Here is a 24,109-nt window from a genome sequence, read left to right as displayed (position 1 = left end):
GACGATATGCGATAAAAGCGCCTGAAACTGGCTGGAGACACTGATGCGTATGCCACGCGCCATTCTTGTTCTGACACTCGCCGTTGTCGTTGCGGGCTGTTCCGATATTGGTTTGCGCAATCTTGATCCGCCCGGAGCGGGGCCGGATGAATTTTCGGTATTGCCCGTCAAGCCGCTGACCCAGCCCAAGGACTACGCCTTTCTTCCAGCGCCGACTCCCGGCGGTGCAAACCTGACCGATCCTAACCCCAAAGCGGACGCCGTTGTGGCGCTGGGTGGTAGTGAGGCAGCGCTGAACCCGAATACCTCAATACCGGCCAGCGATGCGGCGCTTGTGACGGCCTCAAGCAGATATGGCGTTCCTGCCAATACGCGTCAGATAACGGCCGAAGAGGATGCGGCTTTCCGCAAAAATCGCGGTCGCTGGACCCGCCTGCGCCTGTTCCCGGTTGATCGGTACTCGCAGGTCTATGAACGTCAGTCAATCGATGCGAACGCGACCAATGAAGCGGCGCGTCGTCGTGGGATCGAAACGCCGTCGGCCCCGCCGCTGGAATGAATTCTTCTTAACTTTCCGTCATTGGCCTTGAACCCCCGCGGCGCCACCGTAGTTTGAATACCAGAAACGAAACGGAGGATGCCCCATGGTTCGGGCCCTGGCACTGTCGGCTGCCCTGATCGCCGCCACCCCCTTGTTCGCGAAAGAGGGGCACGAGGCGGTCACCACATTTACGCTGGATAACGGCATGGACGTTGTGGTGGTCGAAGATCACCGCGCGCCGGTTGTGCAGCATATGGTCTGGTACCGGGCCGGGTCTGCTGATGAGCCGATCGGATCCTCTGGCGTGGCGCATTTTCTGGAACATCTGTTGTTCAAGGCAACAGACACGATGGAAGCAGGCGAGCTGTCAGCCACTGTCGCGGCCAACGGCGGCAATGACAACGCGTTCACTTCTTACGACTACACCGCCTACTACCAGCGTGTCGCGGCAGACCGGCTGGAACTGATGATGCGGATGGAGGCGGACCGGATGCGCAACATCCGCCTGACCGAGAATGACATCACCACCGAACGCGACGTGATTTTGGAAGAACGCAATCAGCGAACCGAGAACAACCCCCGCGCCCTGTTCGGTGAACAGATGAGCGCGGCGCAATATCTGAACCATCGTTATGGAGTGCCCATCATCGGTTGGCGACATGAGATGGAGACGCTGGATATGGACGACGCCCTGTCCTTCTACCAGACCCACTATGCGCCCAATAACGCGATTTTGGTTGTGACCGGCGATGTTGACCCCGACGAGGTCAAGGCGTTGGCCGATCAATACTACGGTGTGATCCCGGCCAACCCCGATTTGCCCGCGCGGGTGCGCTCACAAGAACCGCCCCAGACCGCGGAACGGCGTCTGACCTTCAAGGATGCGCGTGTCGCACAACCCTATGTCCAACGCACCTATCTGGCCCCCGAGCGGGACGCAGGTGAGCAGGAGAAGGCCGCCGCCCTGTTCCTTTTGGCTGAGCTGCTGGGGGGAAGCACGACCTCGTATCTGAATGAAAAGCTGCAGTTCGAGCAGCAGAAAGTGGTCTATACCGGTGCGTTCTACCGGGGGGTCTCACTGGATGACACGACCTTTGATCTGATCGTTGTTCCCGCTCAGGGCGTAACGTTGCAAGAGGCCGAGGATGCCATGGATCAGGCCGTCGCGGACTTCATCGCCGAAGGCGTGAATGATGAAGACCTGGAGCGTATCAAAATGCAGCTTCGCGCGTCTCAGACCTATGCGCGCGACAACGTGGACGGGATCGGCAACCGCTATGGTCGCGCGCTGACCAGCGGATTGACGGTTGAGGATGTGCAAGCATGGCCCGACATCCTGCAGGCGGTGACGGGGGAAGAGATCATCGCTGCTGCCCGTGAAGTGCTGCAACCTGAAACCTCGGTCACTGGTTGGCTGATGCGTGACGATGAGGTGACGCAATGAAACGGATTATCGCAACGCTGATCGCGCTTATCATTGCCCTTCCCGCCTGGGCCGAGATTGAGATCAAAGAGGTGACCTCGCCCGGTGGCATTACCGCCTGGCTGGTCGAAGATCATTCGATCCCCTTCACCGCTTTGGAACTGCGGTTTCGCGGAGGAACGTCGCTGGATGATCCGGATAAACGCGGCGCGGTCTACCTAATGAGCGGGTTGATCGAGGAAGGCGCGGGCGACATGGATGCGCGCAACTACGCGCGCGAGCTAGAATCCCTAGCGGCGTCTTTCAAATATCGGGCGACGGATGACACGGTCTCAATTTCAGCGCGGTTTCTGACCGAGAACCGTGATGACGTGATTGACCTGCTGCAGACCACGATCCACCAGCCGCGCTTTGATCAGGATGCCATCGACCGGGTGCGGGGTCAGGTGATCTCGGGCCTGAAATCAGATCAAACTGATCCGAACGAAATCGCGGGTCGCAGCTTTGCTGAGATGGCTTATGGCGATCATCCCTATGGCACGGACGGCAAAGGAACGATCGAAAGCGTCTCGGGCCTGACCCGCGAAGATATCGTTGCCGCCTATGACAATGTCTTTGCCAAGGACCGGCTGTATGTCGGTGCTGTTGGAGATATCACAGCCGAAGAACTGGGCGTGCTGTTGGACAAGTTACTGACTGACCTGCCAGCAACGGGAAAGCCGATTCCCGACAAGGCCGAGGTCACTATCGACGGCGGCGTGAACGTGGTAGATTTCAACACCCCGCAATCGGTCGCCCTGTTTGGTCAGACGGGCATTGATCGCGATGATCCCGATTTCTTTGCGGCCTATATTCTGAACCACATTCTGGGCGGCGGTGGATTTGAAAGCCGCCTGATGCAGGAAGTGCGCGAAAAGCGTGGCCTGACTTATGGCGTTGCGACCTATCTGGTGCCTAAGGATCTGGCGTCGGTTTATCTGGGCTCGGTCTCATCCGCCAATGACCGCATCGCCGAAGCGGTCGAAGTGATCCGGCAGGAATGGGCGCGTGCGGCTGCGGAAGGCGTAACCCAAAAGGAACTGGATGACGCCAAAACCTATCTGACCGGGGCCTATCCATTGCGATTCGACGGCAATGGCCAGATTGCGGGAATCATGGTCGGAATGCAGATGGAAGATTTGCCCATCGACTACATTGCGACCCGCAATGACAGGGTGAATGCAGTGACGCTGGAGGATGTGAACCGGGTGGCGTCTGAACTTCTGGACCCTGAGGGGCTGCACTTCACCATCGTCGGAAAACCGGAAGGGGTGGACGGCTGACGTCGTCCATCTACACCTGCCGGACAGGTTTATTTGTTGTTATTGAGTGATATTTCTTGGTTTTGACATCAATAGGTGATGTGAATCGTTGGCGGAAGCAACAAGTATGCGACCCTTCGGAGGGCGCGGCGCTTGTTAGAGAATAGGCAATTCTCCGCCTTAATGGATCGTTAACTCGACTTGGCCATACTTTGGCCAGAAATGTCGAGAATTCTATGCTAGCCGGGAATAGAGGTGGGATTCACCAGATCAACACCTCCTGTGACAAAGCTAAGGACGGATAGTAGCGCGATGATAGTGGCGATAATGGGATTGGGAACGCTTGCAGGGTTGTTGACCTTTGCTGCTGCGTTGGTTCTCGGTCAATCCCTACTCAGCGCGTTTGCACTTTACGTGCTAGCCGGTGTACTGACATCGCTTTTGGTCGCGGCTGGAGTCTACTTCAGAAGTTCTTAAACTAGATGGGCTGGAAATAAAGCCCAGCGACTGAATATGTCAGTCGCCAGGCCGAACCCCGTGCCCTCGCCCAAGCTCAATCCTTTTTCGCAGCGCGCAGCATCTGACCCATCATCTGGCCAAATTTGCCCGAGCCGCGCTGATACAATGCCCCGTCAACCGCCATGACCGTGCCGCTGATATAGCTGGCCATATCAGAGCTGAGGAACACGCACGCATTGGCCACATCCTGCGGTTGACCCCAGCGGCCCAGCGGGACATCCCGGCGCAGCTCTTCATGGGCATTTTCACTGGGGGCCAGCCGCTTTGCGCCTTCAGTTCCTTCAATAAAGCCCGGAACGACCGAATTCACGCGAATCCCCTCGACGCCCCATTCCATCGACAGGGTCCGGGTGATCTGATCGACGCCCGCTTTGGCGGCGCACACATGGGCCTGCCCTTCGTAAGGCAGATAGGATTGCGGAGCCGAGATGTTGATGATGCTGGCGCCTGGGCGTTTGAGATAGGGGTAGGCCCCTTTCATGACGTGGATCGTGCCCATCAGATCGATATCAATGACCGCCTTGAACGCGTTGACTGACATTTCCGATGCCAGCGCAGGGAAGTTGCCGGCTGCGCCCGATATCAGGACGTCGAAATCTCCAAAATCGTCGTGGAATTGCTTAAGGCCTTCGGCTACGGCCTCTGGATTGCGAACGTCGAACGCCGCGCCGGTCGCGTCGGATGCGCCTGCTGCTTTCAACGCAGCCACGGTATCATCGACCTTTTCCTGCGACCGACTGGCGACAGCCAGATTAGCACCCGAGGCCGCAAAGGCCTCGGCAATGCCGCGATTGATACCGCTGGTGCCACCAATGACGATGACGGTCTTACCTGAAAAATCCATTTAGGCCTCCGGTGGTACGGGGGCCTCACTCTCCGTAGGGCACCCAGATGTTTTTCACTTCGGTCGCAGCCTGCAGGAAGCGGCGCGAATGGTCCACGCTCCAGTCAAATGCCGTCGCGTTATTGACCCAAGTCCGCTTCAGATTTCCGGCCGAGACGATCTCGATCTCTTTAGACAGATCGGTGGACGAGAACGACCAGACCGCATCCACGTTCAGATGCGAGGCCAGCGGCTTTGCCAGCTCTGCGTGGCTGCCGGTCAGGATGTTGACCACACCGGCGGGCACGTCCGAGGTTTCTAGGATCTGGTAAAAATCCGTTGCTGCCAGCGGGTAGGGCTCACTTGCCGCCAGAACCACCCGGTTGCCCATCGCAATCGCTGGCGCCATGGCCGAAACTAGACCCAACAGGGGTGTTTCGTCCGCACACAGGGCGCCGATCACGCCAACCGGCTCTTTCATGGCAATGGCGACGCCCCGGATCGGAACACCATGTACTTGACCATCATACTTGTCCGCCCAGGCGGCGGCGGTGAACAGTCGCTGGATCGAGGCCTCAACCTCTTTCGCGCCGTCTTTCTTACCGGTCATCGCATCAATACGAGCAGCGAACTCGCCCGCACGTGCCGAGAGGTTTTCACCGATGTAATACAGGATTTGAGCCCGCAGATGGCCGGTGGTCTTGGACCAGCCTTTTGCACCCGCTGCAGCCTCAACCGCGTTGCGTACGTCCTTGCGGTTGGCCAGACCCACATGGCCAAGTAAGCCGGATTTGCCCCAGACGGGTTTCGAATAGCCGCCATCGGGCCGCGCCTGCTTACCGCCGACATACATCTTGGCGGTGCGGTCAATAGGATCGACTGGAGCGCCTTCGCCCATTTCCGCCTCAATCTTCGTCAGCGGTTTGGCCTTGGCTTTGGGCTTGGTATAGGCCGTCAGCCCTTCCCAACCGCCTTCACGGCCAAAGCCGCTTTCGCGCACGCCGCCAAAGCCGGCAGCGGCGTCGAATAGGTTGGTCGCGTTCACCCAGACTACGCCTGCGACCAGCTTGGGCGCGATATCCAACGCGAGGTTCACGTTTTCGGTCCAGACTGTCGCGGCCAGCCCGTAGCGGGTGTTGTTGGCCAACTCGACCGCTTCTTCCGGGGTGCGGAAGGTCGAAGAAACCAGAACCGGGCCAAAGATTTCTTCCTGCATCAGCGGATCGGAGGTTTCGAGCCCAGAGATCAGCGTTGGTGGATAGTAGCAGCCATTCGAGGGCAGCTCACAGGCCGCCTGATGCACGTGACCCGCAGTGTTGCTCTCGACCATTCCTTTAATGGTTTGCAACTGAACCGGGTCCACAACCGCGCCCACATCGATGCACTTGTCCAGCGGATCACCAATACGCAGATTGTCCATCCGGGCACGCAGCTTGTCATGGAAGCGATCAGCGATACCCTCCTGCACCAGAAGGCGCGAGCCCGCACAGCAGACCTGGCCCTGGTTGAACCAGATCGCGTCGACCAAGCCTTCGATCGCTGAATCAATATCGGCGTCGTCAAAGACGATGTAGGCGGACTTGCCGCCCAGTTCCAACGTCAGTTCTTTGCCAGAGCCAGCGGTCGCTTCACGGATGCGACGGCCCACGACGGTCGAGCCGGTAAAGGCGATTTTGTCGACGTCCGAAGACACAATCATCTCACCAACGGCACCATCACCTGTGACGATGTTGACCACGCCTTTCGGCAACCCGGCCTGCATGCAGATGTCGGCAAACAGCAGCGCGGTCAGCGAGGTGTACTCGGCCGGCTTCAGAACCACCGTGTTGCCCATTGCGATTGCAGGCGCGATCTTCCACGCCAGCATCAGCAGCGGGAAGTTCCACGGGATGATCTGGCCGCAAACACCCAGTGCTTCGGCATCGGGCAATTCGCTTTCCATCAACTGCGCCATGCCGGCGTGATAGTAGAAATGCCGCTGTGCCAGGGGGATGTCGATGTCGCGGGATTCTCGGATCGGCTTACCGTTGTCGAGGCTTTCGAGCACAGCAAACAAACGCGAGTGCTTCTGCAGCAGGCGCGCAATCGCGTAGAGGTAGCGCGCACGACCCGCACCGCCCAGCTTCTCCCATTTCGGCTGCGCCTTGCGCGCCGCAGAAACGGCGGCGTCCACGTCAGCCTGTTTGGCTTGTGTCAGCTTGGCCAGAACCTCTCCGGTTGCTGGGTTGCGGCTGTCGAATCCTTTGCCGGGTTTGGTAAACGCGCCATCGATGTAGTGGCCGAACTTGTCGCCCTGATCGACCAGCCAGGCCAGTGCCTCGGCTGCGCTTTCGGGGGCAGGGCCGTAGTCCATGGTCTCGAAAATCTCTTTGACTGTCATTGTACTTTCCTCAGCCCATGGAGTGACGGTAACCGGCGGAGTATGCGCCTGTCACATAGTGTTCCAACTGCCGCTCAATGTCGCCCAGCAATGATGAGGCACCAAAGCGAAACAGATCCGGCTCCAGCCAGCGGTCGCCCAGCTCGTCCTTGATCAGCGACAGATAGACCAGCGCATCCTTGGCTTTCGAAATCCCACCCGCAGGCTTGTAGCCTACGCGATAGCCGGTGCGGTCATAATAGTCGCGAATGGCTCGGATCATTACCAACGACACAGGCAAGGTGGCGTTGACGCTTTCTTTGCCGGTCGAGGTCTTGATGAAGTCTGTCCCTGCCATCATGCACACCAGCGAGGCACGGGCGACGTTGCGCAGGCTGCCCAGCTCTCCGGTCGCCAAAATGGCTTTGACATGTGCATCGCCGCAGGCGACGCGGAAGGCCTTCATCTCATCATACAGGGCCTGCCAGTCGCCAGACAGCACATGACGGCGCGAGATGACGATGTCGATCTCCTCGGCTCCGGCCTTCACGCTTTCTTCGATCTCTGCCACACGCAGATGAAACGGAGAGAGCCCGGCCGGGAAGCCAGTGGATACCGCCGCAACCGGAATACCAGTGCCTTCCAATGCGTCCACAGCCGTTTCGATCATGTCATGGTAGACACACACCGCTCCGGTTGTGATCGGCGGCATGTCCAGCGCCTGCAGAACTGAAGACGCGACAGGCTGACGAGCCTTTGCGCACAGGCGACGAACCCGCCCAACCGTGTCATCGCCCGATAGCGTGGTCAGGTCGATCATTGTGATCGCCTTGAGCAGCCATGCGGCCTGGTATTCTTTTTTCACTGACCGCCGACCGGGCAGCGTCGCTGCGCGGCGCTCGATGGCCGAAGTGTTGGCCTGCACGGCCCGCACCCAATCCAGATCCAGATCCATTCCTGGGTTCCGGGGCTCGGTCACTTGCGGCAGATGCGGGGTGCGCACGGTGCTTTCTGAGCTCTGCGTTTCCATTATTCCGTCCTTTTGGAGGTTCGCGTCAAAATCGCATGGGTCGCAGCGAAAGGGAAGGTGTGCCAGCGTCGTAAGGGGCAAATTTTTGACCAAATGGACAAATATAGTCGTTTTCTTGCGAGTAATTCGCATTTGCATTGACTTAGTTGCGAATGGTTCTCATATTTTGACTTAACAGGATAACCGTTCGGAGTCTGAAATGATTCGTCGATCGCTACTTACGGCATTGGCTCTCGTGTTTGTGTGGCCCGTCGCCGCAATCGCTCAAGCGCCGCTGAAAGTCGTCGCCACCACCGGCATGATTGCAGACGCTGCGCGCCAGGTCGGCGGTGAACAGGTCGACGTGAAGGGCTTGATGGGACCCGGTGTCGACCCGCACGCCTATCGCCAGACCCGCACCGATATTGTTGCGATGACCCGCGCTGATCTGGTGCTGTGGCACGGCCTCTATCTAGAGGCTCAGATGGAAGGTTTCTTTGACGATCTGGGCCGCAAGCGGACAGTGGTTGCCGTGGCGGATGGCATCGACACATCGAAACTGCGCGCCCATGACGATTACGCTGACAAATTTGACCCGCATGTCTGGATGAGCCCAGTTCTGTGGCGCGATGTCGTGATCGAAGTGCAGGAAGCTCTGACCGAAGCCCGGCCCGAAGCGGCAGATGAGTTCGCAGCCAACGCACAAGTTTTTCTGGCCGAGATCGATCTGCTGGCCGCCTATGGCAAGCAGGTTTTGGCGGCCGTTCCCGAAAACAACCGCGTGTTGGTGACTGCGCATGATGCATTTGGCTATTTCGGTGATGAATATGGCTATGAGGTGCTGGGTATTCAGGGCATCTCGACCCAATCCGAGGCAGGGTTGAACCGGATCGGTGAGTTGGTCGAAACTCTGGTAGAGCGTCAGCTGAACGCCGTGTTTGTGGAGAGTTCCGTTTCAGATCGATCCATGCGTGCCTTGATCGAGGGTGCTTCGGCCGAAGGTCACAAAGTGGGTGTCGGCGGAGAGCTGTATTCCGACGCGATGGGCGAGCCGGGCACATATGAGGGTACTTATATCGGCATGCTTGATCACAACATTACCGTTATCGCCGGCGCGCTGGGCGCGGATGTTCCCGAACGTGGCATGAACGGCAAACTGTCGGCGGGGTTTTAAACCATGATTGAACTCGCAACAGTTCAGGGCGTTTCTGTCGACGGGCAGGACATCGATCTTTGCCCTCTCGCCATTCGTGGTCTGACCGTCTCGTACGGTCAGAAGCCAGCGGTTTTCTCGGTCGATATGACGGTGCAGCCCGGCGCCATGACGGCGATTATCGGGCCAAATGGGGCTGGCAAATCAACTTTGCTAAAGGCTGCTTTGGGGATCGTGTCTCCACTGTCGGGTCAGGTGACCGTGTTTGGTCAGCCGCTCGAGGACCAGCGGGCACGCATCGCCTATGTACCACAGCGCGCCAGCGTGGACTGGGATTTCCCGACGCGCGTGATTGATGTGGTGCTGATGGGCTTGTCGCGTCAATTGGGCCTGCTGGGTCGTGTTCGTGCCCGCCATACCGCCCGTGCCATGGACTGCCTGCACCGTGTCGGGATGCGGGAATTTGCCAACCGTCAGATCGGGCAGCTTTCTGGTGGTCAGCAACAGAGGGTCTTTCTTGCGCGCGCATTGGCACAGGATGCCGACATGTATTTGCTGGACGAACCTTTTGCAGGCGTGGACGCCGCGACTGAAAAGGCGATCATCGCCGTGCTGAAATCGTTGAAAGAGGCTGGCAAGACCGTTGTTGTAGTGCATCACGATCTGGCCACGGTCACCGACTATTTCGATCATGTGTTCCTGATCAACACCCGCAAAGTGGCCGAGGGACCGGTGGAGCAGGCCTTTACCGCTGAAACGCTGCAAGCCGCTTATGGCGGACGTCTTGCAACGGCTCAAATCGATCAGATTTCGCGCGCGCTGGGGTAATCATGCTTTGGGAGGCTTTGACCTTACAGCTTGGCTATAACGCCACGCTGGTTGCCATTGGTGCGACGTTACTGGGCGTTTCGGCAGGTGTGACGGGCACGTTCTTATTCCTGCGTAAACGCGCGCTGGTTAGCGATGCCATCAGCCACGCGACCCTACCGGGCGTTTGCCTTGCCTTCATGGTGCTGGTGGCCCTCGGTGGTGATGGGCGTAACTTGATCGGACTACTTGCAGGTTCGGCAATATCCGCATGGGTTGGTTTGCTCTGTATGAACTGGCTGACCAGTCGCACACGTTTGGCAGAAGATGCAGCGATCGGCGCAGTGTTATCGGTGTTCTTCGGTTTTGGTGTCGTACTGCTGACGGTTATTCAAACCATGGGGGTTGGACGCCAGGCAGGATTGGAAGGATTCTTGCTGGGTTCTACTGCGGGGATGCTGTGGGCGGATGCTCTGGTCATCGCGATCGGGGGCGCGGCAACTTTGGTGCTGGTGATGATCATCCGCCGCCCGATGACGATGGTCGCCTTCGATCCTGAATATGCCGCCGCGCGCGGGTTGCCCGTGCATCGGATTGATCTGGCGATGATGGGGCTCGTGATGGCGGTGACCGTGGTCGGGTTAAAGATCGTTGGTCTGATCCTGATTGTTGCTCTGCTGATCATCCCGCCTGTGACAGCGCGGTTCTGGACGGAGCGATCCGACCGCGTGGTCGTTCTGGCCGGTTTGGCCGGAGGTCTTGCAGGGTATCTGGGGGCAGGTGTTTCGGCCTCGGCTCCGAACCTGCCGACCGGACCGATCATCGTTCTGGTCAGTTTTGGGTTCTTTGCCTTGTCGCTCCTGCTCGCGCCGGTTCGGGGTGTGTTGGCAGCTATTCTCAGCCACCTTCGGTTCCAGCGTCGAGTGCACATTCGGCAGGGACTGCTGGCACTGGCGCAGGGGCAGCAAATCTATGAACCCCTAACCATTCGCCTGTTACGCCGCACCGGCCTTGTGCGCGCCGATGGAGTTGCAACGGAGGAAGGGAGGGCGCGTGCGGCCAAGGCCCTACGAGACGAAAAGCGGTGGGAGATCGTCCGCGCGGATCAGGCGCATGAGGCCACCGCGGCGCTGTACGATGGGCTGCGCGATATCGAAACCGTGCTGACTCGCGATCAGATCGCCGAGATTGATCGTCGTATCGGCGGTCCGCAGGAGGTCACGCCATGAGCGGAGAAGAGTTCGTCCCCCTGTCGCTGACGCCTTTGTTGATTGGGACATTCGCGGCCATCGCATGCGCTCTGCCCGGTAACTTTCTGGTGCTGCGCAAGCAAGCGCTGATTGGCGACGCGATCAGCCATGTGGTGTTGCCCGGTATTGTCGTCGCGTTTCTGCTGACAGGCGCAATTTCAACTTGGCCGATGATGCTTGGCGCAGCAGGGGCTGCTGTGGTCGCCGTGGTTATGATCGAAGCGATCCGGCGATTGGGTCAGATCGAGCCGGGGGCAGCGATGGGTGTCGTATTCACGACCATGTTCGCCGGTGGTGTCCTACTGCTTGAGCAGACTGACACTTCGACCGTCCATTTGGACGTTGAACATGCGCTTTACGGCAATCTGGAAAGCTTGATCTGGCTGGATGCAACGGACTGGTCGTCGCTGCTGGATCTACAGGCATTGGCAGGGTTGCCATCTGAATTGCCGCGCATTGCGCTGACACTGACGGGGGTCTTGCTGTTCACGTGGTTGTTCTGGCGACCGCTCAAGATATCGACCTTCGATGAAGGCTTTGCGCGTACAATTGGTATCCGCACTGGCGCGTTAGGGATGGCGCTGGTGATCATAGCTGCGATTGCTGCTGTCGCGGCATTTGATGCAGTGGGGTCGATCATCGTGATTGCAATGTTCATCTGCCCGCCAGCTGCGGCACGGATGATGACCAACCGGTTGGAAGTCCAGATCGTCTGGAGTGTCCTGTTCGCAACCCTTTCCGCCGTGTCCGGTTATGTTTTAGCGGGCTATGGCCCATTGTGGTTGGGGGCTGCGGATGCTGTCAGCGCCGCTGGAATGATCGCCACGATATCAGGCCTGATTCTGGCGCTGACCGCTGCTTTTGGCCCATGCCGAACCCGCAGCGGAGCGCCCAGTCAGGCTTGACTTGGCGTATTCACGCCAACGCCTATCACGCAGTTTCGGCTGAACTTCGCCAAGTGGAAACAATCACGAATTCTTAACAAGATTTATTCCATTTTCGGTGATACCAAACTTTCAATTGGAAACCACAAGACCACCACTCACTCTGGTATATCCGGCCAGTTTTGACCTTAGTCGCTACCCCCTTAACGGCGCGGTCAAACTGGCCGGATACCTCGTTTAAAGCCCGCTCTTCACAATTCAAACCGGTGGTCGAATCGCGTGCGCCTATGCTAGGTCTAGCGGTATGGTGTATGCTAACCCCAATATCAGCGACGATCGTCCGGTAATCCGCCAGCTGGATGACGCAGCGATCAACCGGATCGCGGCGGGTGAAGTCGTGGAACGGCCTGCTTCTGCCGTCAAGGAACTGGTCGAAAACGCCATCGATGCCGGGGCCACACGCATCGCCATTGAGGTCGCGGATGGCGGCAAGACCCTGATTCGTGTCACAGATGATGGGTGTGGGATCGCAGCCGGGGATTTGCCACTGGCGCTGTCGCGCCATGCGACATCGAAGATCGACGGCTCCGACCTGTTGAATATCCACACCTTTGGATTTCGCGGTGAAGCACTGCCCTCGCTGGGGGCTGTCGGGCGTTTGACCATCACCAGCCGTGTCTCGGGTGCTGATGCGGCCTCGATCCAGGTGTCCGGTGGCAAAATGGATGCAGTGAAGCCAGCAGCCTTGCGCGCTGGGACTGTGGTTGAGTTGCGAGACCTGTTTTACGCCACCCCGGCACGGCTGAAGTTCATGCGCACGGACCGGGCCGAGGCGCAGGCGATTTCAGACATTGTGAAACGTTTGGCGATGGCCGAGCCTTCGGTCGCGTTCACCCTGCGCGATGTCTCGGGCGGGGGTGAGGGGCGCGTGACCTTCCGCGCCGACCGCGAGAATGGCGATCTGTTTGATGCGCTGCATGCCCGATTGGCGCGCGTTCTTGGCCGTGAGTTCGCCGAGAATGCGTTGCAGATCGATGCCACACGCGAAGGGCTCAGGCTTTATGGCTATGCCGCGCTGCCGACCTATTCGCGCGGGGCTGCAGTGGCGCAGTATCTGTTCGTCAATGGGCGACCCGTACGCGACAAGATGTTGACCGGTGCCCTGCGTGCGGCCTATTTCGATTTCCTCAGCCGCGACCGGCATCCGGCGGTGGCGCTGTTCATCGACTGTGATCCGACGCTGGTGGATGTGAATGTGCATCCGGCAAAATCCGAGGTTCGGTTCCGCGATCCGGGCCTCGCGCGTGGTTTGATCGTGTCCAGCCTGCGTCACGCATTAGCCGAGGCCGGGCACCGGGCATCTTCGACCGTGGCCAACGCAACCTTGGGTGCGATGCGGCCCGAGCCCGCACCTGCAACCCCGGCGCGGGTGTATCAAATGGATCGCCCGTCACCCGCGGCGCGTCAGGCGGCCTATCGGGCGCAGTCTCCGGGCTTTGCGGAACTGTCGCAGGACTATAGCGGACGCATCATGGAACCTGTGCCCGAAACTGCACCGGTGGATGAGCCGCAAGACCTGCCCTTGGGGGCGGCGCGCGGGCAGGTGCACGAGAATTACATCATCGCCCAAACGGCAGACGGCATGGTGATCGTGGATCAACACGCCGCACATGAACGGCTGGTTTACGAAAAGCTCAAGTCCCAGATGGCCGAAAATGGCGTTGCTGCACAAGCGTTGTTGATCCCTGAAATTGTCGAACTAACAGACGGCGACTGCGCGCGGCTGATGGCCGTTGCAGAGGACCTGTCGCGCTTTGGATTGACCATCGAACCCTTTGGTGGCGGGGCAATCGCCGTGCGCGAAACTCCGGCCATTCTTGGCGAGGTCGATGCCCGCGCGATGGTCCTCGATATCCTTGATGAGCTTGCCGATCAGGGCGAAAGCCAGATGGTGCAAGCGCGGATCGAGGCGATCCTGAGCCGCGTGGCCTGCCATGGCTCGGTTCGGTCTGGCCGTCGGATGCGGGCCGAAGAGATGAATGCCCTGCTGCGTGAGATGGAGGCGACGCCCCATTCCGGGCAGTGCAACCACGGGCGGCCAACTTATGTGGAACTGAAGCTGAGCGATATCGAACGCCTGTTCGGCCGCAGTTGATCCGCTGGCCCGCTCGGGCTATGAAGAATAAAACAAGAACATCTGAGGCGATATGATCGAGATTGCTGGCACCCAATATGCGTTGAATGACCCAATCATCCTGATTGCAGGCGGGGTGGTGGTGTTGATTCTGCTGCTTCTGTTTCTGTCACTTCGAGCGTCACAGCGTTCAGCTCGGATGGCGGAGCCGCTGGCCCGGCAGATGGCGCACCTTGGGCAGCATGTGCAGCAACTGGGCCAGGGGCAGGAACAACTGCGGGGTGGCCTACAGCATGTCTCGGATACGCAGGCCAACGCGCAGGTGCAGGTGATCCAGACCGTTGAATCCCGCTTGTCATCAGTGCAACAGCAGATGAATGACCGGCTGGCGGATAACGCGATGAAATCGGCACGCGCCCTGGCTGAGATGCAGGAGCGGATGAAGGAATCGCTGCATGGTTCGTCGAAACAGACGGCGACCTCGCTGACGCAATTGCAGGAACGTCTGGCGGCCATCGACAAGGCGCAGGACAATATCACCAAGCTTTCAGGCGACGTGCTGTCATTGCAGGATATTCTGTCGAACAAGCAGACGCGCGGGGCATTCGGGGAAATCCAGCTGAACGATATCGTTTCAAAGGCGCTGCCATCAGATAGTTTTCAGCTGCAGGCCACGTTATCGAACGGACGGCGCGCTGATTGCCTGATCAACCTGCCGAACCCTCCCGGACCAATCGTGATCGACAGTAAGTTCCCGCTGGAAGCCTATGAGGCGCTGATCGGATCGACCAATGATATGGAGCTGAAAGCAGCCGTGCAGATGTTCCGCAGTACAGTGCGCAAGCACATCAACGATATTGCTGAGAAGTACATTCTGGACGGTGAAACTGCCGACGGCGCTTTGATGTTCTTGCCCTCCGAGGCAGTCTATGCCGAGCTGCACGCCAAGTTCCCTGAATTGGTGCAAGAGAGTTTCTCGAAACGCGTTTGGATCGTTTCACCCACCACGTGCATGGCGACGCTGAACACCATGCGGGCGATCCTTAAAGATGCGCGTATGCGCGAACAGGCCGGTGCGATCCGCAAGGAATTGGGGCTGCTGCATAAGGATGTGGAACGTTTAGGCGACCGGGTGTCGAATCTCGACCGTCATTTCGGGCAGGCTGCAAAGGATATCTCGGAAATCAAGATCAGCGCGGAAAAGGCGGGTCGCCGGGCGCAACGGTTGGACAATTTCGATTTCGAAGAGCTTGCGCCGGATGACCAAACAAACGTCGTGCCGCTGGGCAAAACCGAAGGGTAAGCGTTATTGGATCGACAGGTCCAAATTGTAACCAACCGTCTTGCCTGTGTCGCGATCGTTACCCATCAGATAAACACGTATGGTGTAGTCGCCATCATCGGGAAGCTCGATCCGGGTGGTATTTCCATCGATTGAGCCGTTGTAAATTGCGACGCCGTCGCTATCCGGCGGCAAGATGTTAAAGTAGATCACGCCGTTGCCATTGGTGTCACTGACCTTAAGGTCGGCGAACATCTCCTGCCCAGCCTTGGCTCCGAGTTTATAGTCGAAATATTCGTCGCCGGTGACAGTACCGTTCACCATCGTGCCGAAATTGCCCGGTTGGAATTTAACGTCTGCGGACATCTGTGCGGAAACGCTGGCTCCAAAAGTCAGCAAAAGCGCTGTGGCTGCCATCCTTAAGAACATTGAAAACCCCGATTTAGTTAGCGTCGATAAACAACCCTACCACGACGGGTCAGATTCGAAGGAATGGCTGGAACAGGCGTGGCATCAACTTGCTGAACTTCAGTGGAGCATCAGTGACGGCCAGGCAAATGCAATCTTCAGAGATATCTGCCGTAGGGGTATGATGGATAGACTGGTCAGCGATTTCGACATCGCCGCGGTCGAAGCGGTCGATCTCGTCAGAGAATGCACCCTGCAGGACCATCGTCAGTTCGATGCCTTTATGGCTGTGATCCGGCACTGCTGCCCCGGCGGGGATAAACAACAACCGGGCGGTGGCTTCGCTGGTCGTGGGCAGGATTGCCTGTTTGACACCCATGCCGACGGGCTTCCATTTGATCGCGTTCACGTCGCCGCCGACATAGTCCTGCAGCGGTGTCGGAAGAACTGCACAAGACGGGTGCGCGGGTTTCACCTTTGGTGCGCCCTGAGCAATCAATGCCATTGTTGCCGCCAGTGAACCGTCACTCATGCTTGCTGACGCATCTTGTTCCTGCAAAACGCATCCGCCAACTGCGTCAAAGCTTTCAGCGCGGGCGCGGCAGTGGTCGCACAGAGACAGATGCGTTGCGACCATCAGGTCAAACGCTTCGGGCAGATTGCCTGCGGCATAGGCCATCAGCAGGTCGTCTGTCAGGTGATGTTTAATCTCGTTTTTCATGCTCGTCATCTCAGTTCATCGCGTGGCGCAAGCGGTCCAGCGCCAGCCGTATCCGTGATTTGATCGTTCCCAAGGGCAACCCGGTCTGAGATGCGATTTCTCGATGGCTCAGATCTCCGAAGTAGGCCTTCTCGATCAGCTGTCTTTGCGCCTCAGGTAATGCCGCCATGGCATCACGCAGCTGCGCGGTTTCCTGTTGCAGCGCTAGAACGTCTTCCTGTTCCGGCTCCGCCTCCGGCCCCCACCCGAGGTCTTCGGGTTCGGGGCGGCGTTGCTTGCGCAATACGTCAATGCGCTTGTTCCTTGCGATCGTGAACACCCAGGTCGCAACCGTTGCCCTTGTCGGGTCAAACAGATGCGCCTTGTGCCACAAGGTCGCCATGACCTCCTGCGCGCATTCTTCAGCCAGGGCGGCATCCGAACCGGACTTGATCAGGAACGCCTTGATACGAGGCGCGAAATGCTGAAACAGTTCGGCGAAGGCCGCCTGATCCTGAGCGTCTCGGATTCGACGGACGTGTTCCACCCAATCCTTTCTGGCGCCACAAGTATTATTCTGTCCGTTCACCGAGTTGCCCTTAAAACGCTTAGGTCCGCGCCAAACAATTCTTCCAGCAGCTTCTGCCGCCGGTTCGTCCAATGTCGCGGTGTCAGTCTCGGTAAACATAACCACAATACGTGGGGACACCCAAGGTGGATCAGTCGGTTGGATAAATTTCATCCAAAACCGGCTGAATATCGTATTGTGAGATACCAGATATGCGGAAATGCATGTCAATTGAATGATTTGCGGGCAGGACGGAAAATCTGTTTCATGAACAGAATTGATTATATCGCGGGCCATACCTTTCACGGGCGCAAAGGTGCGGTCGAGAATGCGTTTCGCTATTCCGTCGATTACATCTTGCTAGACCCCGAGGCCCACCCCAAGACCCCATCCCTGTTTTCGATCAATGGCGCGAACGTGACAAGCTGGCGAGAATGCGATCATGGGGGTGAACCTGGTCAGGGTCGCGGGGCGATCTGGCTGCGTGAATGCTTTGAGGCGCAAGATATTCCACAACCGGACAGGATGACCTTGCTGACACAACCCCGTGTGTTAGGACATGTGTTCAATCCGGTCAGTTTCTGGTTCTGTTTTGATAAAGATAACCAGCTTTATGCTGTGGTGGCCGAGGTGACCAACACTTATGGCACACGCCATAGCTACTTGTGCCACAAACCCGATCTTTCACCGATTGCACCTACCGATCGGATACTTGCGGACAAGCTGATGCATGTCTCTCCGTTTCAGAAGATCGAGGGCACCTATACCTTCCGCTTTGACTATCAGGACGAACGTGTTGGTGTCTGGATCGATTATGGGCGTGCCCGAGGCGGTTTGATTGCCACGCTGACCGGTCCGCGCCAGCCGTACAGCAACCGGATCATTTTTCAGTCTCTCTGGCGGCGTCCGTTCGGCGCGCGTCGGGCGGTGTTTCTGATCCACTGGCAGGCGGTGAAGCTGTGGTTCAAACGGGCGCGGTTCAGCCCGTTTCGTACCGCGCCGGTTCCCGATCAGCCTGTATCCCGGTCGCGGCACTAAAGCCCTCCGCTTTGCGCAAGATCAAAGACGGTCACCTGTGGGATCGTGCAGAAATGCCTGGACCGCGAACACGAGGAGTTGAGACAGATGTTGGAAATCTCGGCAAGAAAGATCGCCCAGGTCGCCATGATGGGGCGTGAACTGGACCGGGCCGAGGGCGAATTGCGCGCATTCATCGACCGTATGGGTGAGGATGAGCAAGCAGAGCTGGTGGCCGTCATGTGGATCGGTCGAGAAAGCTTTTTTGCCGAGGATTTGGCCGAAGCGATTGCGACGGCTAAGTCCGAAGCCTCGACGCCTTGTGCGGATTATCTGATCGGTACACCGCATCTGTCGGACCATCTGGAAAACGGTTTGGATGCGCTGGGAATTTCAGCCGAGGATGTTGAAAACGATCTGATGTAGTTAATGATCCGGCGGGTCCGCCTTTTTTCTTGAGTGTGAAGCAAAATTAATGCGGCCTTCCATCGGGGTTAATGTCGAGTTCTTTGATCAGGTTCATCAAACACAGCGATGAATCTAGGAGGAACCGTCATGGCACATGTCAATGCAACCGGAGCAGATCATCGGGATCTGCTTTTTGGCCAACTTGTGAACCAAACAGTGCCAAAGTCAGGATGGCAGCGCCGCAAGGTCTACAAGAACACGATCCGGGCGCTAGAAGAACTCAGCGATCGTCAGCTTTTTGATATTGGCATTCCGCGTGGTGAGATCAGGCGGCGCGTATATCGGAACGTCTATCAGAACATACCCTATCTGAACGGCGTTTAAGCCTTTCCGGCGCTGAACGGATATCGGTCCATTTTAAATTTTGCTGAGGTAACGAGTATGCTGGATGCCAACCCAATCCCGAAACAAACCCCTTCAAAAAGCGCATTGATGCTGTTTGACCGGGCGATGAGAATACACGCGATCAGGGCGGATATCGTTTGTGCCGCCCAGGAACTGAATCGGCTTTCTGATTCCGATCTGTCAGAACTGGGCATCAACCGCTGCGATGTGGAAGCGGTGATTGCGCAATACATTTGATGACGGCTACTTAAGTCGTATCTAAAACAGCCGCTCCGAAGATACCGGAGCGGCTGTTTGTGTTTCAGGCCGTGTGGTCCACGATCTGCAGGTGCTGCGCCAGCGTGTCGATCTCGCGCATCCAGTCCTGCGCCAGCTTCGGGTCGCTGGGTGCAGCGTGAACTCCTGCGGGAATAGCGCGGTTCAGCACGGCCTCGACGGCCAGTGAAACCGGGATCGAAACCAACCGCGCCATCGCCGTCCCGCGCGCGTCGCCCCAGGCATCCATGACATAGGTTTTGTGCCAAACTTCAACGCCGTCCTTTTCCGCCTTTAGGCCCACACATAAAACCACGCGGTCAGGCTCGCCCTCGTCATAGGCGTTCTCGGCCCAGAACTGATCCGACATCTCTTTCAAGCGCGCATCGCCTTCGGGGCCGGACAGCGTTTCGATTTCGGTGAACACATCCGACCAAGCCTCAGCCCAGCCGTTCAGGCGCAAGGTGCCACGGACAAATTCCTTGACCGGCCAGTGATCCTCGAACTGGTACTCGGCCTTGAAGGGGATCGAGTCGCGGTTCGGGTAGACTTCGAAGCTTTCCGGAGTGGGCAGCGGTGCGATGTAGCTGGTGATCGCGTCCCAAGGTCGGGCGACATCCAGCGGCGCGTAGTCCCGGATTGACTTGGAAGGAGAGCGCAGCGCTTTGAGCACACCCAGAGGTGACCAGCTGAATTTGTAGCGGAACGGGTTGGGATTCTTGGGAACGCCTCCGCAATAAGAGATAAAGCTCAGGTGGTTTTGCGGATCAAACGCGTCCGAGGCGCGGTAATCGGCAACCAGCGCATGCGCCATCAGATGGTCGATGCCCGGGTCCAACCCAACTTCGTTAACCAGCGCTACTCCGGCCTCGCGGGCCTTGCTGTCCAGCGCGCGCATCTCAGGTGCGATATATGAGGAAGAGACAAAGTTGGCTTCTTTCGTGATTGCCAACTCTGCCAAAGGTACATGCCAGTCACCAGGCAGCATCGATACGATGACGTCACCTTTTCCCAGCACCTCACCCAACGCATCGATGTCGAAGGCGCGGATGTCGTCGGTGAGGTCACCAACCTCTGTCTTGGCCTTCTCAATGGTCCGGTTCCAGACAGTGACTTTGTGCCCGCCTTCAATAAGACGGCGCAGGCCGGGGATGGCCGACAGGCCGGTGCCGCACCAGTGAATCGTCATCGCTCAGATCCCTTCAATATGAGTTTTGTAAGTTGCTTCTGCCCGGCCCCAGACGCCGCTATCCAGATCGGTGAGGGTCAACAACGACGGAAGTAGTTGCGCCGCGTAGTCCTCGGAACTTTCGACAGGCAGCATCGACGGCAGGTTGTCGATCGCCATAACATCCATCACCGGATCGGTGGCCACGCGCAAGGCGGGGGCATCCCATGTGGTCGCGCGGTCATAGACCGGCACCGGGTTGTAATCGCTATCCGGGTCGCAGGCCACATCGCCGATAGCTGTAAGGTTCCGCGAGGTGGTCAGCGCTGACCGTGGGACAAAGACCGGTGTGCCGGGACGAGCGAAGATACAGTTCAGGAACAGGTCGTGATCGAGGATTTCTGGGAATGGTCCGCCGCGGGCGGTTTCGGCCATGTCCCACTTGGTAACGCTGACGCCCATTGCCTCGCAGAGATCAGCCGCGCCTGTGCCAACACGGCCCAACGCACCGATGACGATGGCGCGGGGACGGTCGGCGCCGGTGGAGTCCAGCTCGGCCAGCAATTCGGCGTTCAACGTGTCTTTGTTCTTATAAACACCAACCGGCGGGCATTCTTCATTTCGTTGCTGGGCCGCCCATGTCATGAGCGTCACGGCAGCCCCCGCGTACCCAGCCCAATAGCCGAAAGCGGCAACCCGGCGGCCGTTTTCCTCGACCAGATACTCCAGATCATAAAGTGTGCCGCCGCCAGCCTTGAACCGCTGCAAAAGCGCGCGTCCTGAATGTTGCCCCTTATAGGCATGGCCGAACATGATATGGCGGTGGGGCAGGGGCGTGCCGTCCTCGGGCAGCTCCTTGAGGCCAAAGATGATCGCGTCCAGCGGGGCATTGGGCCAGGAATTCTCAGCCGCGATTTCACAGCCCGCGTCCTTGTAGCCATCAATTGCGATGGCGCGGACGGAACTTTCCTCGACCGTCACGCGGATGCCTGCCGCGATCAACGCGGCAGTGCCTTCGGGGGTCAGCCCGACCCGTTCCTCGTTCGGGCGCTGTTCTGCCCGGACCCAGAGATGTGTCATTCCAATTCCTTTTGTCAGAGCATACCGGCAGTGCGTACCGCCTGTACCGAGGGACGCGCCTCCATCGCTTCGCGGAAGGCGATGATCTTTGGAAAGGCCGAGACGTCAACACCGTCGCCCTCCAGCCAGCTGCAAACCACGTACAGGTACGCGTCGGCCAGCGAGAACGCCTCGCCCAAAACAAACGGCCCACGCAACCCGTTCGACGAGATATATGCGCAGGACTCAGTCATGTTTTGCGCGACTTTGTCCTTCATGTCTTTCCAGCTGGATTTCTTGTCTGCCCAACGGGGCCCGCGCATCTTGTGGGCATGGTTCACATGCATGGTCGAGGCGAGATAAAACATCACCTCTCGCATCCGCGCCGCCATAACCGGATCTGATGGCACCAATCCCGCCTCGGGCGCTTTAGCGGCAATGTATTCCAACAACGCTCCGGTTTCGGTCAGAATGCCGCCATCCACAACCAGTGCCGGGACCCGACCTTTTGGATTGATCTGCTTATAGGCGGGTTTGGTTTGCTCACCTCCGGCAAAGTCCAGTTGGATGGCCTCATACTCAAGCCCGGCCTCTTCCAGCGCAATTGCCACGGCGACCGAGATTGTGCGGGGGGCATAATAAAGTTGCATTGTAGCCTCCTTACAGATGGGTCTGCGCGAACTGACGGTCTGGCGCTTCCAGATGGGGCACTGCGTTGAACAGAACCGGACTTAGCTGCGCGCCAATCGGGTGCAGACGATGCATCGACGTGTTCATGATGGCAAGCGCCACCCGCGCCATCGATGGGATATCCAAGCCCATCGCCTGCCGCACCACCATCGAGATCAGCCCGCCCGAGGTTACGACAATTGCCGGACCGCCTTCGGTACCTATCTCTCGCAGAGCGTCGCGAACGCGAGTCTCGAACTCTTCAAAGGTTTCCGGCGTATCTTCGATCTCGCCCCGGGACCAGGCGGCAAAGGTGCGGGGCAAGTGCTCGACAAAGCCTTCGCGGTCGGTTGGTATTTCAACCCCGTGCTGCTGTTGGAACAACTGGGCAAGGGTGAAATACTCTATCTCATTCAGCCGCGCATCCCGAGTTGGCTGCGGCAGCCCCATGCTGGCCGCAGTTTCCACGTGCCGGTTGAGTGTGCCGCAATAAACCCGAGGGTAATGCAGGCGGGTATCGCGCAGATGCGCGCCCAGCCAACGGGCCTGTTGGTGACCCAGTTCGCTCAGCCGGTCATAGCTCAGCTCATCCCGTGCGGTTGTGTTGGCCTGCCCGTGGCGCACTAATGTGATATGTGACATGATGATCCCTCTTGCGTTGACGTCTTAGGGCAGGTTCGGGGCCGGGACCAGAGGGCTTTCACGCGGGCCCGAAAAAACTCCTATATCAGGCGAAGTTTACCGCTATGGTCACCCCGACAAGGAGGACCCATGGCTGTCGATCACACACGGTTTCTGACCGATCTACACACGCTGCGTTCATTCGGGGCTTCGGGCGTCGGCAAGGGCGTCGTCCGCCCCGCCTATTCCAAAGCTGATATCGCCGCGCGCCAGTGGCTCGCCGCGCGCATGACCGAGGCTGGCCTGACTCCGCATGTCGACCCGGTTGGAAACCTGTTCGGGTTGGCTGATGGACCCTCGCTGCTGATGGGCTCGCATTCCGACAGCCAGCCCGAGGGCGGTTGGCTGGACGGAGCCCTGGGCGTCATTGCGGCACTGGAAATCGCGCGTTCTAGTGATCGACCCATCTCGGTCGTCAGTTTTCAGGACGAAGAGGGGCGGTTCGGCGTCACCACCGGATCGGCGGTCTGGTCAGGTGGATTATCTTTGGAACAGGCGGACGTGCTGACTGATGGCTCAGGCGTCACCTTTGGCAGCGCGCGGGCTGAAATGGCAAAGAAGTCGCAAGGCTTTGTTGATCCTGTCCGGTTCAGCGGCTTCATCGAAATGCACATCGAACAGGGCCCGGCACTGGATGCAGCCGGTGAACAGATCGGCGTTGTCACCGATATCGTCGGCATCCGCGATATGGTCATCACCTTCCAAGGCCAGCAAAACCATGCTGGAACCACGCCAATGCATTTGCGACGTGACGCGTTTCAGGCCCTGTCGCTGTTCAACACGCGCCTCAATGACCGGTTCCGTAATGTGGTCACGCCGCAAACCGTCTGGACCATCGGGCGTGTTGATGTTCACCCCAATGCGTCCTCTATCGTGCCGGGACGGGTGCGGTTTTCGATGCAATGGCGCGACGGCGATCCTGAGCGTCTGGTGCGTATGGAAGACATCATTCGCGTGACCGCACAGCAGATTGCCGAAGAGCAGGGCGTAACACTAACCTACGGCCCGATGCTGGGGTTAGAGCCCGTCAGCATGGACCCGGTTTTGCGCGGTGCGCTGGAAAGCGGCGCGCAGGCCATTGCGCCGGGGCGTTGGCGCAACATGCCATCCGGAGCGCTCCACGATGCCACCAATGTCTCGCGCCTGATGCCGGTAGCGATGCTCTTTGTCCCGTCGATTGACGGAATCAGCCACGATTTTGCCGAAGACACAGCCGAAGAGGATTTGGTTGCGGGTCTCAGGGTGCTTGATCGCGCAGTTCATTCCCTTGAGGAATGAAGGTAAGT

General features: G+C 58.4%; 24 protein-coding genes. 14 read left to right on the top strand and 10 right to left on the bottom strand.

Going from position 1 to position 24,109, the window contains the following annotated elements; translation table 11 throughout:
* The first annotated feature begins 43 nt into the window (after positions 1-43).
* From ACR0AW_RS10890 to ACR0AW_RS10880, 3 genes are all read left to right on the top strand, one after another.
* On the top strand, positions 44-559 hold the full coding sequence (locus tag ACR0AW_RS10890) for a DUF3035 domain-containing protein (protein WP_170566971.1): 516 nt from the start codon (positions 44-46) through the stop codon (positions 557-559).
* An 85-nt stretch (positions 560-644) separates the two neighbouring features.
* Positions 645-1,985, top strand: a complete 1,341-nt coding sequence (locus ACR0AW_RS10885; RefSeq protein WP_170733895.1) for a M16 family metallopeptidase — start codon at positions 645-647, stop codon at positions 1,983-1,985.
* On the top strand, positions 1,982-3,286 hold the full coding sequence (locus ACR0AW_RS10880; RefSeq protein WP_170733894.1) for a M16 family metallopeptidase: 1,305 nt from the start codon (positions 1,982-1,984) through the stop codon (positions 3,284-3,286). The genes ACR0AW_RS10885 and ACR0AW_RS10880 overlap by 4 nt, the downstream gene beginning before the upstream one ends.
* A 532-nt stretch (positions 3,287-3,818) precedes the next feature.
* Here the strand turns inward: ACR0AW_RS10880 and ACR0AW_RS10875 are convergent.
* The 3 genes from ACR0AW_RS10875 to deoC are packed head-to-tail and all read right to left on the bottom strand — an operon-like array spanning position 3,819 to position 7,996.
* Positions 3,819-4,628, bottom strand: a complete 810-nt coding sequence (locus ACR0AW_RS10875) for an SDR family oxidoreductase (protein WP_170733893.1) — start codon at positions 4,626-4,628, stop codon at positions 3,819-3,821.
* A gap of 25 nt (positions 4,629-4,653) precedes the next feature.
* A complete protein-coding gene (locus ACR0AW_RS10870) occupies positions 4,654-6,987 on the bottom strand; it encodes an aldehyde dehydrogenase family protein (protein WP_170733892.1) in 2,334 nt (777 codons plus the stop codon).
* A 10-nt stretch (positions 6,988-6,997) separates the two neighbouring features.
* Positions 6,998-7,996 (bottom strand): deoxyribose-phosphate aldolase, encoded by a 999-nt coding sequence (gene deoC, locus ACR0AW_RS10865; RefSeq protein ID WP_170733891.1) that lies wholly within the window; start codon positions 7,994-7,996, stop codon positions 6,998-7,000.
* 199 nt (positions 7,997-8,195) lie between these two features.
* Between deoC and ACR0AW_RS10860 the strand changes: the two genes are divergently transcribed.
* From ACR0AW_RS10860 to ACR0AW_RS10835, 6 genes are all read left to right on the top strand, one after another.
* The gene (locus ACR0AW_RS10860) at positions 8,196-9,149 is read left to right on the top strand and encodes a metal ABC transporter solute-binding protein, Zn/Mn family (RefSeq protein ID WP_170426190.1); all 954 of its coding nucleotides are present in this window, start codon (positions 8,196-8,198) and stop codon (positions 9,147-9,149) included.
* A gap of 3 nt (positions 9,150-9,152) precedes the next feature.
* Positions 9,153-9,956 (top strand): metal ABC transporter ATP-binding protein, encoded by an 804-nt coding sequence (locus tag ACR0AW_RS10855; protein WP_170733890.1) that lies wholly within the window; start codon positions 9,153-9,155, stop codon positions 9,954-9,956.
* Positions 9,957-9,958: 2 nt separating this feature from the next.
* Positions 9,959-11,164, top strand: a complete 1,206-nt coding sequence (locus ACR0AW_RS10850) for a metal ABC transporter permease (protein WP_170626787.1) — start codon at positions 9,959-9,961, stop codon at positions 11,162-11,164.
* Positions 11,161-12,090, top strand: a complete 930-nt coding sequence (locus ACR0AW_RS10845; protein ID WP_170733889.1) for a metal ABC transporter permease — start codon at positions 11,161-11,163, stop codon at positions 12,088-12,090. Before ACR0AW_RS10850 ends, ACR0AW_RS10845 begins: the two co-directional genes overlap by 4 nt.
* 283 nt (positions 12,091-12,373) lie before the next feature.
* Complete coding sequence (gene mutL, locus ACR0AW_RS10840) at positions 12,374-14,224, top strand: DNA mismatch repair endonuclease MutL (RefSeq protein ID WP_170733888.1); 1,851 nt, start codon at positions 12,374-12,376, stop codon at positions 14,222-14,224.
* A 52-nt stretch (positions 14,225-14,276) separates the two neighbouring features.
* Positions 14,277-15,506, top strand: a complete 1,230-nt coding sequence (locus ACR0AW_RS10835; RefSeq protein ID WP_170426200.1) for a DNA recombination protein RmuC — start codon at positions 14,277-14,279, stop codon at positions 15,504-15,506.
* 3 nt (positions 15,507-15,509) lie between these two features.
* Here the strand turns inward: ACR0AW_RS10835 and ACR0AW_RS10830 are convergent, their stop codons facing one another.
* The 3 genes from ACR0AW_RS10830 to ACR0AW_RS10820 form a co-directional block, all read right to left on the bottom strand.
* Positions 15,510-15,851, bottom strand: a complete 342-nt coding sequence (locus ACR0AW_RS10830) for a hypothetical protein (protein WP_480439045.1) — start codon at positions 15,849-15,851, stop codon at positions 15,510-15,512.
* A 112-nt stretch (positions 15,852-15,963) separates the two neighbouring features.
* Positions 15,964-16,614 carry a ChrR family anti-sigma-E factor gene (locus ACR0AW_RS10825; protein WP_170408477.1) on the bottom strand — a complete coding sequence of 217 codons (651 nt, stop codon included), beginning with the start codon at positions 16,612-16,614 and terminating at the stop codon, positions 15,964-15,966.
* A 10-nt stretch (positions 16,615-16,624) separates the two neighbouring features.
* Positions 16,625-17,140 carry a sigma-70 family RNA polymerase sigma factor gene (locus tag ACR0AW_RS10820; RefSeq protein ID WP_370644455.1) on the bottom strand — a complete coding sequence of 172 codons (516 nt, stop codon included), beginning with the start codon at positions 17,138-17,140 and terminating at the stop codon, positions 16,625-16,627.
* A 288-nt stretch (positions 17,141-17,428) separates the two neighbouring features.
* Here ACR0AW_RS10820 and ACR0AW_RS10815 point away from each other — a divergent pair, with 288 nt between their 5' ends.
* The 4 genes from ACR0AW_RS10815 to ACR0AW_RS10800 all read left to right on the top strand — a co-directional run bounded on the left by ACR0AW_RS10815 (position 17,429) and on the right by ACR0AW_RS10800 (position 19,228).
* Positions 17,429-18,199 carry a DUF1365 domain-containing protein gene (locus ACR0AW_RS10815; protein ID WP_170408476.1) on the top strand — a complete coding sequence of 257 codons (771 nt, stop codon included), beginning with the start codon at positions 17,429-17,431 and terminating at the stop codon, positions 18,197-18,199.
* An 87-nt stretch (positions 18,200-18,286) separates the two neighbouring features.
* Entirely contained in the window at positions 18,287-18,604 is a 318-nt protein-coding gene (locus tag ACR0AW_RS10810) for a DUF3775 domain-containing protein (RefSeq protein ID WP_170408475.1), read from the top strand.
* A gap of 129 nt (positions 18,605-18,733) precedes the next feature.
* Positions 18,734-18,970 (top strand): DUF1127 domain-containing protein, encoded by a 237-nt coding sequence (locus ACR0AW_RS10805; protein ID WP_170394595.1) that lies wholly within the window; start codon positions 18,734-18,736, stop codon positions 18,968-18,970.
* A gap of 57 nt (positions 18,971-19,027) precedes the next feature.
* On the top strand, positions 19,028-19,228 hold the full coding sequence (locus ACR0AW_RS10800) for a DUF1127 domain-containing protein (protein WP_223117180.1): 201 nt from the start codon (positions 19,028-19,030) through the stop codon (positions 19,226-19,228).
* 64 nt (positions 19,229-19,292) lie between these two features.
* On the opposite strand, the gene ACR0AW_RS10795 is transcribed toward ACR0AW_RS10800, so the two are convergent.
* The 4 genes from ACR0AW_RS10795 to ACR0AW_RS10780 are packed head-to-tail and all read right to left on the bottom strand — an operon-like array spanning position 19,293 to position 22,784.
* Positions 19,293-20,435 (bottom strand): saccharopine dehydrogenase C-terminal domain-containing protein, encoded by a 1,143-nt coding sequence (locus ACR0AW_RS10795; protein ID WP_170733887.1) that lies wholly within the window; start codon positions 20,433-20,435, stop codon positions 19,293-19,295.
* A 3-nt stretch (positions 20,436-20,438) separates the two neighbouring features.
* Entirely contained in the window at positions 20,439-21,494 is a 1,056-nt protein-coding gene (locus ACR0AW_RS10790) for a saccharopine dehydrogenase (RefSeq protein ID WP_170566997.1), read from the bottom strand.
* A gap of 14 nt (positions 21,495-21,508) precedes the next feature.
* Entirely contained in the window at positions 21,509-22,123 is a 615-nt protein-coding gene (locus ACR0AW_RS10785; RefSeq protein WP_170566999.1) for a glutathione S-transferase family protein, read from the bottom strand.
* Between the two features lie 10 nt (positions 22,124-22,133).
* Positions 22,134-22,784 carry a histidine phosphatase family protein gene (locus ACR0AW_RS10780; RefSeq protein ID WP_170514965.1) on the bottom strand — a complete coding sequence of 217 codons (651 nt, stop codon included), beginning with the start codon at positions 22,782-22,784 and terminating at the stop codon, positions 22,134-22,136.
* A 129-nt stretch (positions 22,785-22,913) separates the two neighbouring features.
* Between ACR0AW_RS10780 and ACR0AW_RS10775 the strand changes: the two genes are divergently transcribed.
* A complete protein-coding gene (locus tag ACR0AW_RS10775; RefSeq protein WP_170733886.1) occupies positions 22,914-24,101 on the top strand; it encodes a Zn-dependent hydrolase in 1,188 nt (395 codons plus the stop codon).
* Positions 24,102-24,109: the final 8 nt, after the last annotated feature.

The organism is Ruegeria sp. C5 (assembly GCF_056537605.1).
This window is presented reverse-complemented; position numbering and strand designations above follow the sequence as displayed.